The 13,905-nt window shown below is 70.1% G+C and carries 19 protein-coding genes; 7 read left to right on the top strand and 12 right to left on the bottom strand.

Annotated elements, in window-relative coordinates:
• Positions 1-25 precede the first annotated feature (25 nt).
• The 5 genes from HHL19_RS35280 to HHL19_RS35260 all read right to left on the bottom strand — a co-directional run bounded on the left by HHL19_RS35280 (position 26) and on the right by HHL19_RS35260 (position 4,341).
• The gene (locus HHL19_RS35280; protein ID WP_240982070.1) at positions 26-1,297 is read right to left on the bottom strand and encodes a DUF2637 domain-containing protein; all 1,272 of its coding nucleotides are present in this window, start codon (positions 1,295-1,297) and stop codon (positions 26-28) included.
• Between the two features lie 107 nt (positions 1,298-1,404).
• On the bottom strand, positions 1,405-2,322 hold the full coding sequence (locus HHL19_RS35275; RefSeq protein ID WP_169094498.1) for an ATP-binding protein: 918 nt from the start codon (positions 2,320-2,322) through the stop codon (positions 1,405-1,407).
• Positions 2,319-3,404 carry a hypothetical protein gene (locus HHL19_RS35270; RefSeq protein WP_169094497.1) on the bottom strand — a complete coding sequence of 362 codons (1,086 nt, stop codon included), beginning with the start codon at positions 3,402-3,404 and terminating at the stop codon, positions 2,319-2,321. Before HHL19_RS35270 ends, HHL19_RS35275 begins: the two co-directional genes overlap by 4 nt.
• Positions 3,401-3,682, bottom strand: a complete 282-nt coding sequence (locus tag HHL19_RS35265; protein WP_169094496.1) for a hypothetical protein — start codon at positions 3,680-3,682, stop codon at positions 3,401-3,403. Before HHL19_RS35265 ends, HHL19_RS35270 begins: the two co-directional genes overlap by 4 nt.
• A gap of 59 nt (positions 3,683-3,741) precedes the next feature.
• Positions 3,742-4,341, bottom strand: a complete 600-nt coding sequence (locus HHL19_RS35260) for a hypothetical protein (RefSeq protein WP_169094495.1) — start codon at positions 4,339-4,341, stop codon at positions 3,742-3,744.
• Between the two features lie 427 nt (positions 4,342-4,768).
• Here HHL19_RS35260 and HHL19_RS35255 point away from each other — a divergent pair, with 427 nt between their 5' ends.
• Both HHL19_RS35255 and HHL19_RS35250 read left to right on the top strand, forming a co-directional pair.
• A complete protein-coding gene (locus HHL19_RS35255; protein WP_169094494.1) occupies positions 4,769-5,401 on the top strand; it encodes a hypothetical protein in 633 nt (210 codons plus the stop codon).
• A gap of 17 nt (positions 5,402-5,418) precedes the next feature.
• Positions 5,419-6,054: a hypothetical protein gene (locus tag HHL19_RS35250; protein WP_169094493.1), complete on the top strand. Its 636-nt coding sequence runs from the start codon at positions 5,419-5,421 to the stop codon at positions 6,052-6,054.
• 22 nt (positions 6,055-6,076) lie between these two features.
• Here the strand turns inward: HHL19_RS35250 and HHL19_RS35245 are convergent, their stop codons facing one another.
• Both HHL19_RS35245 and HHL19_RS35240 read right to left on the bottom strand, forming a co-directional pair.
• Positions 6,077-6,568: a hypothetical protein gene (locus HHL19_RS35245; RefSeq protein ID WP_169094492.1), complete on the bottom strand. Its 492-nt coding sequence runs from the start codon at positions 6,566-6,568 to the stop codon at positions 6,077-6,079.
• 2 nt (positions 6,569-6,570) lie between these two features.
• Entirely contained in the window at positions 6,571-7,134 is a 564-nt protein-coding gene (locus HHL19_RS35240; RefSeq protein WP_169094491.1) for a matrixin family metalloprotease, read from the bottom strand.
• A gap of 179 nt (positions 7,135-7,313) precedes the next feature.
• On the opposite strand from HHL19_RS35240, the gene HHL19_RS35235 reads away from it, so the two are divergent.
• The 3 genes from HHL19_RS35235 (at position 7,314) to HHL19_RS35225 (ending at position 9,596) form a co-directional block, all read left to right on the top strand.
• Positions 7,314-8,354, top strand: a complete 1,041-nt coding sequence (locus HHL19_RS35235; RefSeq protein ID WP_169094490.1) for a peptidoglycan-binding protein — start codon at positions 7,314-7,316, stop codon at positions 8,352-8,354.
• A gap of 113 nt (positions 8,355-8,467) precedes the next feature.
• On the top strand, positions 8,468-8,920 hold the full coding sequence (locus tag HHL19_RS35230; protein ID WP_346768576.1) for a single-stranded DNA-binding protein: 453 nt from the start codon (positions 8,468-8,470) through the stop codon (positions 8,918-8,920).
• A 280-nt stretch (positions 8,921-9,200) separates the two neighbouring features.
• Positions 9,201-9,596 carry a hypothetical protein gene (locus tag HHL19_RS35225; RefSeq protein WP_169094489.1) on the top strand — a complete coding sequence of 132 codons (396 nt, stop codon included), beginning with the start codon at positions 9,201-9,203 and terminating at the stop codon, positions 9,594-9,596.
• A 143-nt stretch (positions 9,597-9,739) separates the two neighbouring features.
• On the opposite strand, the gene HHL19_RS35220 is transcribed toward HHL19_RS35225, so the two are convergent.
• Genes HHL19_RS35220 through HHL19_RS35205 form a run of 4 tightly spaced genes read right to left on the bottom strand, consistent with a single transcriptional unit; the run spans position 9,740 to position 11,922 of the window.
• Positions 9,740-9,952, bottom strand: coding sequence for a hypothetical protein (locus HHL19_RS35220; RefSeq protein ID WP_169094488.1), 213 nt, complete (start codon positions 9,950-9,952; stop codon positions 9,740-9,742).
• A gap of 11 nt (positions 9,953-9,963) precedes the next feature.
• Positions 9,964-10,854 (bottom strand): hypothetical protein, encoded by an 891-nt coding sequence (locus tag HHL19_RS35215; protein ID WP_169094487.1) that lies wholly within the window; start codon positions 10,852-10,854, stop codon positions 9,964-9,966.
• The gene (locus tag HHL19_RS35210; protein ID WP_169094486.1) at positions 10,851-11,255 is read right to left on the bottom strand and encodes a hypothetical protein; all 405 of its coding nucleotides are present in this window, start codon (positions 11,253-11,255) and stop codon (positions 10,851-10,853) included. The genes HHL19_RS35215 and HHL19_RS35210 overlap by 4 nt, the downstream gene beginning before the upstream one ends.
• Complete coding sequence (locus HHL19_RS35205; RefSeq protein WP_169094485.1) at positions 11,239-11,922, bottom strand: sigma-70 family RNA polymerase sigma factor; 684 nt, start codon at positions 11,920-11,922, stop codon at positions 11,239-11,241. Before HHL19_RS35205 ends, HHL19_RS35210 begins: the two co-directional genes overlap by 17 nt.
• A gap of 242 nt (positions 11,923-12,164) precedes the next feature.
• Between HHL19_RS35205 and HHL19_RS35200 the strand changes: the two genes are divergently transcribed.
• A complete protein-coding gene (locus HHL19_RS35200; protein WP_169094484.1) occupies positions 12,165-12,425 on the top strand; it encodes a hypothetical protein in 261 nt (86 codons plus the stop codon).
• Between the two features lie 181 nt (positions 12,426-12,606).
• Positions 12,607-13,116 (top strand): hypothetical protein, encoded by a 510-nt coding sequence (locus HHL19_RS35195; RefSeq protein WP_169094483.1) that lies wholly within the window; start codon positions 12,607-12,609, stop codon positions 13,114-13,116.
• A gap of 191 nt (positions 13,117-13,307) precedes the next feature.
• Here HHL19_RS35195 and HHL19_RS35190 read toward each other — a convergent pair whose 3' ends face one another.
• Complete coding sequence (locus HHL19_RS35190; protein WP_169094482.1) at positions 13,308-13,736, bottom strand: hypothetical protein; 429 nt, start codon at positions 13,734-13,736, stop codon at positions 13,308-13,310.
• Positions 13,737-13,905: the final 169 nt, after the last annotated feature.

Here is a 13,905-nt window from a genome sequence, read left to right as displayed (position 1 = left end):
CGGTACGGGGTACAGGCAGGATGCCCTATGCAGGAGCGGACGTCCGCGCCTCGGCGAAGGCCTGGAAGATCTCGTCGATCGAGGGGCGCGGTGGCAGAGCGATGTTCCGCTGAGCGGCATGTGTCTTGACCAAGCGCGTACGGACCTTGCGGCCGGTGGCTTCGTGCTGACCGAGGACCTTGGCGATCTCGGCACCCGTCAGCGGCCCCGAAAACAGCTCCCGGTGGCCCCCGTCCAGCGTCCACGCGATGGCCCGCTGCAGCTCCTCTTCGTTGCTCCACGCAGGCATCTGGGCAACCAGCTCCGCGTACGCCTCCTCCCCGAGTGCGCGTCGCTCCTGCGCGGCAGGTGCCGCCGGGGCCTGCTCCTCGGCGGGGACGGTCACCGTGAGAGGCCGGGGCTTGGCCTTGGCCGCCGGTACGGCTGCCGCGACCGGCACCCGCGTCTCGTCCCGGTCGAAGAGCGTGTCCTCGACGGGTGCGGTCTCGGCTGCAGGGGCCGGGGCGGGCAGGGTCTCGACCGGATCGACGGGGCGGGCGAAGACGCCGGTCGGCTCGATGTCCGCGGCCCGCAGTCCGGCGTGCGCGGTTTCGGACAGGGGGATGCCGGCGTTGACGAGCTGGAGCGGCAGCACCGCTTCGACGGGCGCCTTCCTGCGCCAGGCCCGCCCGTACCGGCCGTGCAGGAGCGCACGGTAGAAGAGCCGCTCCTGCTCGAGACGCAGGACCTCGTCGTAGGAGGTGAGTTCCCACAGCTTCATGCGGCGCCACAGGCGGAAAGTCGGTACAGGGGAGAGGAACCAGCGCGCCCACCGCACCTTGTCCATCTGGCGGCGGCGCCCCGTGTACGCCCCGATCCGCGCGGCGTACACGTGGGCGGCTATCTCGGAGACCGCCACCCACAGCAGGGCCATGGAGCCGTGCGCGATCTTCGACCACAGGGTGGTGCCGACCGCGACGTTCAGCGCACAGGTGATCAGACTCAGGGCCCAGGGAACGATCCGCGCCCACCACAGCGGCATGCCCATCCGGATGAGCAGCAGGCCGGCGACGGTGAACACGGGGATCGCAGAGTCGATCGCCGCGGGCAGCACCCACGGGTCGCTGAACCCCCAGGCCGCGGCGGCGTCTGACACCCCGTCGAAGGACGCGTAGAACCCAAGCCCGCCGACGGCGGCGCCGCCCAGCACGGTCAGGCCCGCACCGAGCCGCTCCCATCCGCTGAGAGGCGGGACAGCGGGCTTGGCGGTGGTCTCCTGCTCCTGGTTTGCGCGGGCAGGTAGCAACGTCGGGTTCAAGACACGTCCTCTCGTTCGGCCACCCGGTCGGCGTATGCTCATGGCCTTCCGGATGGCCTAAACGATATAGCGTGCTCCGCCTTCCGCGCCCGCCCCACCACGGCTTCTTACCAGTCGAGCTGCTTTCTGGGCGTGCGCCGGTCCGGGCCCACCACCCGCAGCACGTGGGCGCGGTCTTCCAGCCGCGACACGAACCGTTCGCCGAGGATGTCCGCGATGACCACGCCCGCACCGCTGTTCGGCTTCCTGCGGCCGCGCAGGTTCGTGGTGTAGACGGTGGGGCGGCCGGCGGCGCCGCGCGCGTCGACGAGGTCGGTCGACTCCCGCTCGACGAAGTCGGTGGCGAGGGAGTTCATCCCGCCGCACACCTCGTCCAGGATCAGCAGATCGCACTCCACGAACCGCTTCTGCACCTCCCACGCCGACATGCCGCGGGGGGCGGAGTCCGGCCGCCGCCACGTCAGGTATGTCGAATGCTTCACATACATCACCCACAGCCCCCGGGCGGCCGCCTCGTTGCCGACCCCGCACGCCAGCGCCGACTTCCCGCTGCCGATGTTCCCCGGCACGATCAGGTTGAGCAGCTCCGGCCGCTTCTTCTGCGCCTTCGCCTTGACCAGGGCGTCGAGCCAGCTGCGGAGGAAGTCGGGCTGCTGCATCTCGTCGAGCGCCTGCAACCCGTCGGCCAGCGGCTCTTCCCCCTCCCGACGTGGGAAGCGGAACCGCAGGTAGTCGTCCTGGGAGGCGTCCCTGATGCTCTGGCGCCACAGGTTCAGATGGGCGCGCGCCTGAGGTACGGCCACGTCCTCCCAGAGACCGTCCTCCGGCTCCGGCTGCGGCGGGACGCCGAGCACCGCCATGTCGACGCCGCGCCGCTGCAGGACCCGCATCACGTGCTCGCTGATGCCGGCGAAGCTGTTCAACCCCCGCGCCGGACCGGAGAGCGCGACTTCCGCGCTGCTCTCCGGCTGCGGCCGGAAGGCGACTTCCGCGCCCACGGACATCGGATCGCTCCTCTCGCTCATGTCGTGAAGTCGAACGTGGCCCCGGCAGGGTCACCGCCGCCGGTCTGTACGCCCCAGGTGGCCGCGTCGTCGTACGTCTCCCGCCCACCAGGCACGGCCCCCTTGTGGCCCGACATCGCAGACAGGGCGTTCTGCCACTGCTGAGCGCTCGGGACGTACTGCCGCACCTTCCGCAGCGCCTTCGCACACTGCATCTGGGTGTAGTTCGCCCGCAGCGCCTTCTCGATCATCCCGCGCACCGCGAGGTAACCGTTGGCCCGTCCCACGTACGGGCCGATGTGTTCCGCCGCGTCCTTCCACCACCAGTCGGCAACGGCACTCGCGGCCTGGAGGAGCCTGGCCCGCTTGGCGTGGATCTCCTTGAGGTCCACCAACTTGACCACCTCGGGATTCCAGACCTTCGTCTTCGCACCCTTCATGCCGGTGTGCTCCGGGACGTAGCCGTCGCTGACCAACTTGCGCCACTCCGCCGGCTGGATCCCCAGGTACCTCGCGCACTCCGGGGATGTCCACGGCCGCCCGGCGTCGGAGGGCTTGGGCGCCGCGACGGGCTTCGTCCTGACCGCAGGCGGCGCCTTCCTCGCGGCGACGGGCGGCTGTGGCTTGTCCTCGGGCTGCTCCGTCTCCAACGGCGCGCCGTCGACCTCAAGGCCCGGGCCGCCGTCCGGGTAGATGACGCGGAAAGACCCGTCCTCCTGCTCCACCACGGGAATCGGCACGATCGAGTCCTGGCCCGCGCTGAAGAGGGCGTGCTGCCGCGCCCACTCCGGTTGGGGCACCCGGGATATGGCCGTGCCCATCACGTGCTTCCCGCCGATGAGCCTGCGGCGTTCGAGTCGGTAGTACCCGGCCTCGGCGAGCTCGCGCAGTGCGGAACGGACGGCCGCACGCCCCTCCCGCCCCTCGCCCCGGCTCAGCTGCTCGGACCGAACGTTCCATCCCTCGGCCTGGTCCGCGAGGAACGCGAGCACCCCCAGGGCGCGGAAGCTGAGGCCGGTGTCGCGGACCGTGCTGGACTCCAGGAACAGGAACGGCGGGCGGTTCTGCTCGTGCCGCAGGCCGCCGCCGGCGGAGACGCTCACGCGCTCACCTGGCTGGTGTCGGCGGTCAGCCGGAAGAACGTCAGGTTCGTCCGGCGCCTGTCCGGCGTGCGCCCATACCGGCGGCGCCGCTGGACTATCCCCGCCGCGCAGAGGTCGGCGACCGCTCTGCGCACCTCGTGGGAGTTCATGTCGAGGCGGGCGCACAGTGAGGGGTAGTCGACCCATTCGCCGTCCTCGTGGAGGCCGAGGGCGATGAGGGCGAGGCGGGCGCGGTCGGACAGCTTCGGGGCGGCCTGTGCCGCCTGAGGGGTCGTCATGGTGCAGGTCCCTGAGGGAAGGGGCCCGGCCGCCGAGGGTCGGGCCCGTCGGGCGTCGGTCACTCGGTGTCGGCGGACGGCGTGGCGGGCATCAGCTCCGGCACGGCGTGCAGCAGGTGGTCGAGCCTTCCGTCCTGGGCCGCCCTCATCAGGACCTCGCGCCCGATCTCCACGCCCTGGTGCTTCTCCCAGGTCCAGGTGACCGTTCCGGTGGCCCTGCCGCCGGGGACGAACCGGATGCCCGGCAGCTCCTCGCCCGTCTCGCTGTCGAAGACCGTGTCCGACCCGGGGACCCGTCGGGCCCGCTGAAGCATCGCTGCCTTGAACGACGGCTTCACGGTGATCACGATGTCAACCTCGCCCCGCTCCTCGGCGAAGGCGAGGAACTCGTCGGCATCGGCCACTTCGAAGTGGGCCCGGGTCTGGTTGACCTTGTACTTGCCCACCGTCTCACCATCGATCTGCACGACCAGATCGCTCTGCCCGCCCTCCTGGAAGAGGGCAAGCATCCGCTGGAGCGGCGCTTCCACGTGCGGGCCGAGCTCCTTGAGCTGGTGCTCCTTGATGGCCCGCGTGAGGGCTCCGCGCAGTCCGATGTCCTGGAGGGACAGCTCGACGGGCTCGTCCGACTGCACGTTGTCGGAGGCGTCGTTCGACATGGGTGTTCCTCTCTGCCCTGGACGCCATGGCCCAGGTGACGGTGTTCCCGGGCGGGGTGTCTCGAGGGCGTCGCATATAGATACGTCGCCGGCCCGATTTCTGTGACACCTAGGCCCAAGCAGCTGAGTGCTCTCCCAGCCGAGAAGAATGCTATACCAACGGAAATGTTGGTGGTAGTGCGGGACACAAGCTCATCCCGCCCCCTACCTTCCGCGCGGCCCTGCAGCCCATGGCGACGTCACCAAGGACTGCGTGGCCCCGGCTCCGCCCCATCCGGAACGAGGGCGGCGCCGGCCGGCGACGGGCGAGGGGACGCCATGACGGCATGCCCCGCGCGCGAGGCGGGGCGCTGCGGTAGAAGTCCGCGGGCTCGCAGCCCTCGCCCGCCGCCGGACATTGCCGCACTGGGAGAGGACCGCACACGCCGTGACCGAGACGCTCGCCAACGCCCCGCGCTTCACCGCCTACATCCCGCTCACCGACCTGACGCCGGCCGACCGTAACCCCAAGCGGCATGATCTCGAGCTCATGATCGCGTCGATCGACATGCACGGCCTGGTGGAGATTCCGGTCGTCGACGAGCGCACCCACAAGACCCTCCACGGCCACGGCCGCCGAGAGTCCCTGATCGAGATGCAGGCCCGCGGGATGCGCGCCCCCAGCGGCGTCGTCATCGACGAGGACGGTGGCTGGCTTGTCCCCGTACTGCGCGGCTGGGCCTCCCGCTCCGACGCCGAAGCCGAGGCCTTGGCCATCAAGCTCAACCGCCTCCCGGGCGAGGGCGGCTGGGACCCTCGCGCGTTCGCCGAGATCCTCGAGGACCTCGCCACCGGCGACGCAGAGCTCTTCGACTCCCTGGCCATCCCCTCCGACGAGATGGACAAGCTCTTCGCCCAGATCGACCCCGAGACCCTCCCCGGTGGCGGCCGCGAAGACGAACCCCCGCTCCTCCACCTGCCCGACGACGAGCACGACCCCGGGCTCAGCCCCGACGACGACGGCCGCGCCCCCCACACCACGTGCCCCGCCTGCGGGCACGCCTTCACCGCCAACCGCTGACCGCCCCGAGGAACCCCATGTCACGCAAGGACCGCCGGGCCAAGCGGGCCGCCGGCCGCCCCCGCCTGCTGTCCGAGGAAGTCGAAGCCCGCCTCGTGGGCGCCTCCCGTACGGGCATCGCCGTCGAACTCGCCGCCGAGATGGCAGGGATCTCCCGCTCCACCTTCCTCGCGTGGATGGCCCGCGGCCGCGCCGAATCCGACGCCCGGGCCGCCGGCGACGAACCCGACCCCGCCGAGAGCGAGTACGCCGCCCTGTACGAGAAGGTCCGCACCGCCCGCGCCACGGCCGCCGCCCGGGCCATGGCCAACATTCGGCGCGTCGCCGACGGCGGCATCGTCACCAAGGTCGTCACCCGCCGCTTCCGCGACCCCGTCTCCGGCGAGATCGTCGAGGAGACCACCGAGGACCGCACACCCCCCGACTGGCGCGCCGACGCCTGGTACCTCGAACGACAGCACCGTGACCAGTACGGCAAGGACGCGACCATCGCCGTCGAGATCACCGGCCTGGGCGACATCACCAGCAACCAGGACGAATCAGCCGTCGACCTCGACGCCATCGCCGAGCGCCTGGACCAGTCCCTGTTCTCGGTCGTCTTCCCCGAACTCGAGAGCGGACCCGAAGTCATCGACGCCGAAGTCGTCGACTAACACTCTGCCACCGATCCCAGGCTTACGGTGCCGTGGTCGTATCGGAGCACGGTGGCTCCACGAACTGCTTGCCGATCTCCGTCTTCCAGTGCGCGGCGAGCGCATCGGCCGTCTTCCCGGCCGGAACCGGGCGGGTGAAGCGCGCGATCCACGTACCGTCCTCGGGCCCGAGGACGGACACCTCATAGCGGCTGCCGGGCTGCAGCTTGACAGCCGAGGCCTCCGGGAGACCGACCTCCGCCTCGGTGGGCAAGGTGCCCTTGTAGACGGCGAGAGTGCGGACCTTGAAGGTCTGCATGCCGGCGTCGGGGCCCTTGGAGACGAGCCGGCCGCGCTCGACGACGTCGACCAGGGCGAGGTTCTGCGCACGGGCGGCCTCGGCCGCATCTGTCTGCGTCGGATTGCACAACGCCTCGACGTGCACATCCTCGTCCTGCTGGAGGTAGGCGTAGCCGCCGATGCCCATCGCGGCCACCAGTGCGAGGCCGGTGGCCCCGATGACGTTCTTGTTCATGGTCAGCCCCACAGCTTCTTGTAGTTGGCCTTGTCGACGTCAGGGATCCACGTGATCTCGTAACCGGGCGACGGCGCGTTCTTCCACATCAGGGAGACGACGTTGTCGGCCTTGTGGCACAGGCCGAGCGCGTGCCCGAGCTCGTGCAGCGCGACGTACCGGATCCGTTCCTTCGACGCGCCACGGAGCTTCTGCTTGTTGAAGACGATGTAGTCGGTCGCGCCGATCGAGCCGTGGCGCTCGTAGCGGCCGAGAGGGTCGGTGTCCCGTGTGCCGAGGTTGGCGTCCTTGAACTCCAGGTCGTTCGAGGTGATCGCCGAATCGGCGACCACCTTGATCTTCGAGCCCCGGTACTGCCACGCCGAGATCGCGAACTTACGCGCGTCGTCATAGGCGGTGTTGTCGGTCCACCGGATCTCTCCGTCGTCAACGGCCGAGAAGCCCTTGGTCTCAGTCGCGCCGCCGACACACGGCGCGGGCTGCACGGCCGCGTACGCCGGCGGAGGAGCGGTCAGAGTCAGGCAGGCCGCCGCGGCGAGCGCGAGCGGTAACGATCGATTGTTCACGCTGCGGAGCGTAATGGTTACTCACAGGTGTCAGTGGTGGTAGGTGCGGAGGTCACTCTCCAGGGGAGGCATCCTCTGGTCCGTCGTCACCCAAGGCCGGGATGGCCAGCACGCGACACAAGGCACCCGCTCACGCCACGGTGCGCCCTCCAGATCACCAGCATCGGAGGGCACCACCCATGGTCTCGATCATCTCCCGCACCACCTGGGGCGCCACCCCTTGGAAGGGAACCCCGGACACCGTCCCGCTCACGCAGCGCACCGAGTTCTACATCCACTACGACGGCGCGCACCAGATCACCCGCACCGGCTACGCCGTCCTCCGCGCCATCGAGGCCGTGCACCTGCGCAAAGGCTGGGCCGGCGTCGGCTACAACTTCGTCATCGACCAGGCCGGCACCATCTACGAGGGCCGCGGCTGGACACTCCAGGGCGCCCACTGCCCCGGACACAACATCTCCGGCATCGGCGTCCAGGTCGCCATCGGCGGCGACCAGAAGCCCAGCAAGGCCGCGCTCGCCGCGTGCCGCGCCCTGTACGAGGAGGCCAACCGGCGAACCGGCCGCACCCTCGCCAAGCGCGGCCACAAGGACGGCTTCGCGACCGCCTGCCCCGGCGAGCACCTGTACGCGTGGGTGAAGGCCGGAATGCCCGCCGACGACTACACCCCGGCCCCAGCCCCCGGCGGCGCCCTCCCCAACGGCTCCGTCTCCCGCAAGCGGGTCACCATCAACGGCCTCGTCTACGGCTACGGCGCGAAGGGCAGCCACGTCACCACCGTCGGCCGCGCGCTCGTCAAGAAGGGCTTCGGGACCAACTACACCAGCGGGCCCGGCCCCGTGTGGACGGACGCCGACACCCGGAACTACGCCGCCTACCAGAAGTCACTGGGCTACAAGGGCGACGACGCCGACGGCGTCCCGGGCGAGACCTCCCTCCGCAAGCTCCTCGGCACCCTGCCGGCCAAGCCCCCCACGCCGGCCCCGCCCTTCCCCGGCACCACCCGCTTCGGCCCCGGCCGGAACAACGCGCACATCACGCTGCTCGGAAAGCAGCTCGTCAAGAAGGGCTTCGGCAAGCACTACGCCGATGGCCCCGGGCCGAAGTGGAGCGAGGCGGACCGCAAGAACGTCGAGGCCTTCCAGCGCGCGCAGGGCTGGAAGGGATCCGGCGCCGACGGCCTGCCCGGCCCGAAGACCTGGAAGCTCCTCTTCTCCTGACCCCGCCCCATGCAATGCATCTCATCTCATCTTGGAAAGGAGTTGAGATGCATTGCGTCACCTCTCTGGCCAGCCCGCTGCGCTGACCTCCACGCTCACACGAAAGGCCCTCCGTGGCAGGCGAGACCGTCATCACCGTCACCGGCAACCTGGTCGACGATCCCGAGCTCCGCTTCACCCCCTCCGGCGTCGCCGTGGCGAAGTTCCGCGTCGCGTCCACCTCTCGCGTCTTCGACCGCCAGACCAACGAATGGAAGGACGGCGAGAGCCTCTTCCTCACCTGCTCCGTATGGCGCCAGGTGGCCGAGAACGCTGCCGACTCCCTCCAGCGCGGCATGCGCGTAATCGTCCAGGGGCGCCTCAAGCAGCGGTCCTACGAGGACAACCAGGGCGTCAAGCGAACCGTCTTCGAGCTGGACGTCGAGGAAGTCGGCCCCAGCCTCAAGAACGCCTCCGCCAAGGTCACCAAGACCACCGGCAGCACACAGCGGCCAGCGGCCGCCCCGACCCAAAGCGGTCCGGCCGCCGACGATCCGTGGGCGGCTCGCGACGAACCGCCCTTCTGACCCGAAGCTGGGGGTTGGAGAACAGCAGACCGGAAACCGGCGCCAACGGCCTTGCCGCAGATAAATGGATGTTCCTCAACTCCCAGCTCCTACCGAGCGGTGTCCTGCTATCCGGTCTCCGGGTATCTGGCGAGCGTCCGCTGTAGCCGGCGAGCCGTGCGCCGCTCGTCTCAATGAACGTGGCGAAGATGACGGACGGGGTGAGGCCCCGGGTTGCCAGCCGGCTGGCGTGACGAGCGTCCGGAGACGTCGTTGGGCCGGTATGACTACTGCAAACAACTTGGCCGTGCTGCCCGGCTATCCGCCCGTGGAGGGAGATCATCTGATCGTGTGGCGGGGGCCCGCTGGCTTCGGCGTCGCCTGGTCAGACGTCTATCGGGTGGTGCTGGACGCCGGGCCATACTCGTCCGGGGAGCTGGTCCTCAACCTGGTGATGCACGACTACCCGCTCACCAATCCGGACGTACAGGAGGACCCGTCGGGGGAGTTCGACGGCTCGAACCTGTGGATGCCGTGGGCGACGCGGGATGCCGGGCCCGGTGTGATCACCCTCGTGCGGGCCGGGGAGATCGTGCACGACGGTCCGGGGCACGGCCGCCTTCCCGAGATCTGGTCAGACGTGGCCGCGGCTAGGGCCGCGCTGCCGGACCCCCTGGAGGGCGGTAGTGGGTGGTAGGGGGTTGAGGAACAACCGTGCCGGATCGTGCGGCAGTGGTCCGACACGGTTGTTCCTCAACCCCCGGACACAAGGCCACGGCCGACTGGCGAATGCGCGGGAGCCCCAGCCGAATAGGCTGGGGCTCCCGCGCATCGGGCCATCTACCCGTCAGTGTCCTCCGGTTCGTCCGGGAAGACCGTGATGGTGATCTGGTCGATCCCGACCGGATCGGTTCCTTCGGGCGTCGCCCGCTCCGTGACCGGGGTCTTGTAGAGCGCATTCGCCGCGAGGGCGTCGAGGACGGACTGGGGGATGGACACCGTCAGACTGGTGCCGGTCGCGCTGGGGGAGGTGCTCACCTGTATCTCGTTCATGGGATTCATTTTCAAATAGGGTGAGGGGGCGCGGCAAACGGTTTTCGGTCCCGAGCCCGGGAAGCGTCCGAGTGCCCTCCCCGGTCCGCCTCCTGCAGGAGCTTCGTGTACTCCCCGATCCGCTCCTTGTCCGTCCCCCACAGCACATACCGGCCGTCCTGCCGCAGGTTGGGATACATCTCCCGAGAGCCGTCCTGGCGCGCCCAGGTGCGCGCGTACTCCTCGTCGTAGAAGACCCGCAGCCCGATGCCTTCGCTGCCGTACGAGAAGGTGAAGACGGTCGAGTCGGGCCCGGTCGCCGCCTTGGTGGACATGACCATGCCGTCTGCGTCCGTGCATTCGGCCGCGAGCGTGCTGACGGGGTTGCAGTCGATGCTGCTGATATCGGAGAAAAACTGGAACCTCTTGTCCTTGAACGGCGCGGCCGGCGCTCCTGGGGCGGTCCCGGCCGGGGCGGGGGCGCTGCTCGGGCTGCCGGCGGCGGTCGGGGCGTCGATCACGTGCGTGTACCGGCCCAGGGCCCAGCTCGCGGCGAGAGCGGGCAGGAGCGCGGCGACGAGGAGCGCCTGGCGGCGCCGGACGCCGCTGCGCCGCGGTGGCCGCCGCTTGGCGACGTCGGGCGCCGACGGGGCGGGCGTGCGGTCCACGGGGGGCGGCGCGGGGAGGGACGTGCCGAGCAGGTTGTCGATGTCGACGAACTCCGGGCACTGCTCCCGGATCATCGCCTCCGCGGCCTCGAGGGTGACCCCAGCTACCGCGTTGCGCACGTTTTCGACGGCGGAACGAAACGTCTGCGGCCGCAGGAACAGGGTCTGCACGCCGTTCAGGTTGATCAGCGCGACGTCGGCGGGGAACTTCTTCTCGACGACGATGTCGAACTTTTCGGTGGGGCGGCCGTTCAACTCTGTCGGTCCCTCGCCCTGCGCGCGAGTATCTCGGCCATCGCCGCGGTGGTCTCGTTGAGCCGCTCGGGGGTGATCTCCTCGATGTCGGAGATCACGACCCGGCCCCCGCCGGGTAGCTCGACCTCGGCGCGGTGGAGGTCCACCTGCTCCAGGCCGTCGTCACTGCCGGCCTCGTCGCGGGCGGGCTCCGGGTTCAAGGTCCGGAGGTAGGCCGCCATCACGGACTGGCGTGTCTGCTCGATACGGGCAGGGTCGCGGGCGAAGGACGGGGCCAGGGAGCCGGCGGCCGCCATGAGTCGGCGGGTCTCGGGGTCCTGCGGGGCCAGGGTGCCCTCGAGCGCCTGCTCGAGGCGCTCGCCCTTGCCAGCACGTTCGCCTTTGTCAGCGCGTCGAAACATGCGTTGACGCCCTCTCCTGTGTGGTCGTGATCCGTACACCGACGACTCGTCCCCTGCCCGCGGCGATGCTCAGCAGTTCCTCCACCAGTTCGGCGGCGGAGTCTCCGTCGGGCAAGACGCGGGCGAGCCTGCGGAGAGACCGTACCGTCAGCGCGCGGATCGCACCCTCGGTCCGGCCCATAATCAGCGCCGTATCGGCCGGACTGTGACCGTAGAGGAAGCGCAGCTGCAAGCAGGTGTGCTGGTCGGGCTTCAGCCGGTTCATCTGCGTGGCGACGGCCGCGGCGAGCTGGCGGCTCTCGACCTGTTCGTCGACCGACAGCCCCGGGCGGGGCCGGTCGAGCTGGAGGTGGTCGGCGTGCAGGACTTCGGCCGGGCGCCGGCTCTCCTTACGCAGGTGGTCGCGGGCGGTGTTCTTCGCGATGGCCTTGATCCAGGCGACGAAGTTCGTCCCCGGGCGGTAGCTGTCGATGTGCTGCAGCGCCTTGAGCCACGCCTCCTGTGCCAGGTCCTCGGCCTGGTGCGGGTCCCTGACGATCTGCAGGACGCAGTAGTGCACGGTCGACTGCAGACGGGAGTAGAGCGCGTTCATGGCCTCGGGGCCGTCTGCGCCTCGGGCGGTGATACGGGCGATGAGCTGGTCGATGGTGGCTGTTGGTTCGGTCACGGCTTTGCTGTCCCCCCAGTGCGTTTGCCGGGCGCCACCTGTGCGACGAGGTGCCCAGGCCCCCCGACCAGGCACAGGAGGATCATCTTCCACTCTGGCGCCCCAGCAGCATATCCGGCCATCCACCGCCCGACATCGAACGGTTGACCGATAGTCAATTTCCCTTGGTATAACGTAATCTGGCGACCCCCGGCGCCCTCGGGAGAGCACCCGATGCGCGCCCACCGAAACGAGGAGCGCCCGTGCCCCGCCCGCCCGCCCGTGCCCGTATCCCCGCCGAGAGGATCGACGAGGCGCTGATGAGACTTCCCTACGAGCAGTGGGTCCTGGTGCCGAAGGTGGCGGCCGAGCTGCGAGAGCTGGGCCTGCCCACGAACTGCCTGTCCCTCGTGCTCCGTGAGGGCCGCCGGCGAGGGGTCCTGAAGACACGGACCGAGCCCGGGCAGCACCAGGCCTTCGTGATGCGGATCCACCAGGCTCCCCAGCGCCCCCCGAGGACCTGACCTGACAGATCTTTCGGATAACGGGCCTGGGCGACCCCCTCTTCTTGTCAGCCGCGCCGCGAGGCGCGCGGCCTGGGCGCGCGAAATCACCTAGGAGAGGGGGTCGCCCAGGCCCGTTATCCATAGAGCTGAGGGTAGTAGCGTGGCGCGTCCCGATCCTCGAGGTGGGTAGGAGCCACTCGTGTCCGAGTTCACCCAGGAGAGCAGCGTGCTCGTCGCGCGGATCCACGCCGCCCGTGCCCGCAACGACGAGACCGCCGCCGCCCAAGCGCTGCGCGAACTGCTGACCCTGTACACCCGCCTGGGAACCCGGAACGTGGGAACCCCCGAGGAGCAGAACGCCTACATCTTCCCGCGCTTCCTCGGCGTCCTGCCCCAGGTGCTGCGGGGGCTCGGTGTCCGGCCGGAGGACCTGCCCGAGCCGCCCGGACGGCGACGCCCCGCTCCCCCAGCCGCGGACACCGCCCGCATTCTCGGCCGACTCGCGCGGCTGCGGCCCGAGGACGACGACCGGCCCGCGGGCCGCTACCGCGCCGCCTACCGCCCGCAGGACAACGTCGTCGTCGCCGGCCGCCTCCAGCCCTACGCCATCGTCGACACCCACGACCGCGACCTCCCGGTCGCCTGGTACGAAACCCTCGACGTCGCCGAGACCATGGCCGACACCGCCAACCGCATGCGCTCCGCCTGACCGCCGCGCGACGTACTCCGCCCGGGGACCAAAGATCCCCGGGAAGGCTCCGCTGGACAGGCGCACCCACGCGAGGCGTCGTACGGTCGCCGTGTCGCTCCCGATGGGCGCCGTTCGGGCGGGCCCCGCGTACCTTCGCACGGCGCGGGGCTGCTGCCCCGCTCCCCCGGCGCCCCCGAAGCCCTGGCCGTTCACCACGCCGGCTCGTGTTCGTGGGCATGCACGACGCACCACTCCCCCTGCACCGCCACCGGACGGCCGCACAAGCCCTCGTCACCGTCGCACTCATAGCGCGCGCCCAGTACCGAGTCACCCGACCGGTACTGACGCGGAGTCGGCGTCGGCCGGTCCTCCTCCCACATCTCGCCGTCCTGCGTCATCTGGCGAGGCACCGGTACCGGAGCCTCGAGCATGTCGCGCAGCCGCTTGGCGATGATCGCGCTGGGGTCCTTGCGCAGCGGCTGCGGCAGCGGCCGCTGCAGGACCTCCCAGACGATGCGCTCGGGCCAGCCGAGCGCGAACAGCGCCTCGACCACACTCCCCTGATCCCGCAGCGGCTTGCCGGTGATCATCAGCCGCGGGTCCGCCGTCCCCAACTGCTGAAGGAAGGTCACCCCCACCTGGTTCTCCCCAGGCGCCTGGACCCTGTCCGTCCCTCCGTCCTCTCCCGCTGCCGTGGAACCTACGGAGGGACGGACGGTTCCCTGAGGGTTCTGTGGTGGATCAGTGACGGTTAGTGGCTCAACCTGACCCGACCCCGGGCTCATGTTGACCCGGAGGTCGGGCTCA

It is taken from the genome of Streptomyces sp. R302 (genome assembly GCF_012927245.1).
Taxonomy (GTDB): domain Bacteria; phylum Actinomycetota; class Actinomycetes; order Streptomycetales; family Streptomycetaceae; genus Streptomyces.
The sequence above is the reverse complement of the archived record's forward strand: the minus strand, read 5'-3'. Positions and strand labels throughout refer to the sequence as shown.

What these genes read in the sequence shown, in the direction of transcription:
- HHL19_RS35275 (WP_169094498.1), bottom strand. Translation starts at nt 2,322, where the DNA reads ATGAGCGAGAGGAGCGATCCGATGTCCGTGGGCGCGGAAGTCGCCTTC.
- HHL19_RS35265 (WP_169094496.1), bottom strand. Translation starts at nt 3,682, where the DNA reads ATGACGACCCCTCAGGCGGCACAGGCCGCCCCGAAGCTGTCCGACCGC.
- HHL19_RS35260 (WP_169094495.1), bottom strand. Translation starts at nt 4,341, where the DNA reads ATGTCGAACGACGCCTCCGACAACGTGCAGTCGGACGAGCCCGTCGAG.
- HHL19_RS35250 (WP_169094493.1), top strand. Translation starts at nt 5,419, where the DNA reads ATGTCACGCAAGGACCGCCGGGCCAAGCGGGCCGCCGGCCGCCCCCGC.
- HHL19_RS35245 (WP_169094492.1), bottom strand. Translation starts at nt 6,568, where the DNA reads ATGAACAAGAACGTCATCGGGGCCACCGGCCTCGCACTGGTGGCCGCG.
- HHL19_RS35235 (WP_169094490.1), top strand. Translation starts at nt 7,314, where the DNA reads ATGGTCTCGATCATCTCCCGCACCACCTGGGGCGCCACCCCTTGGAAG.
- HHL19_RS35220 (WP_169094488.1), bottom strand. Translation starts at nt 9,952, where the DNA reads ATGAACGAGATACAGGTGAGCACCTCCCCCAGCGCGACCGGCACCAGT.
- HHL19_RS35210 (WP_169094486.1), bottom strand. Translation starts at nt 11,255, where the DNA reads ATGTTTCGACGCGCTGACAAAGGCGAACGTGCTGGCAAGGGCGAGCGC.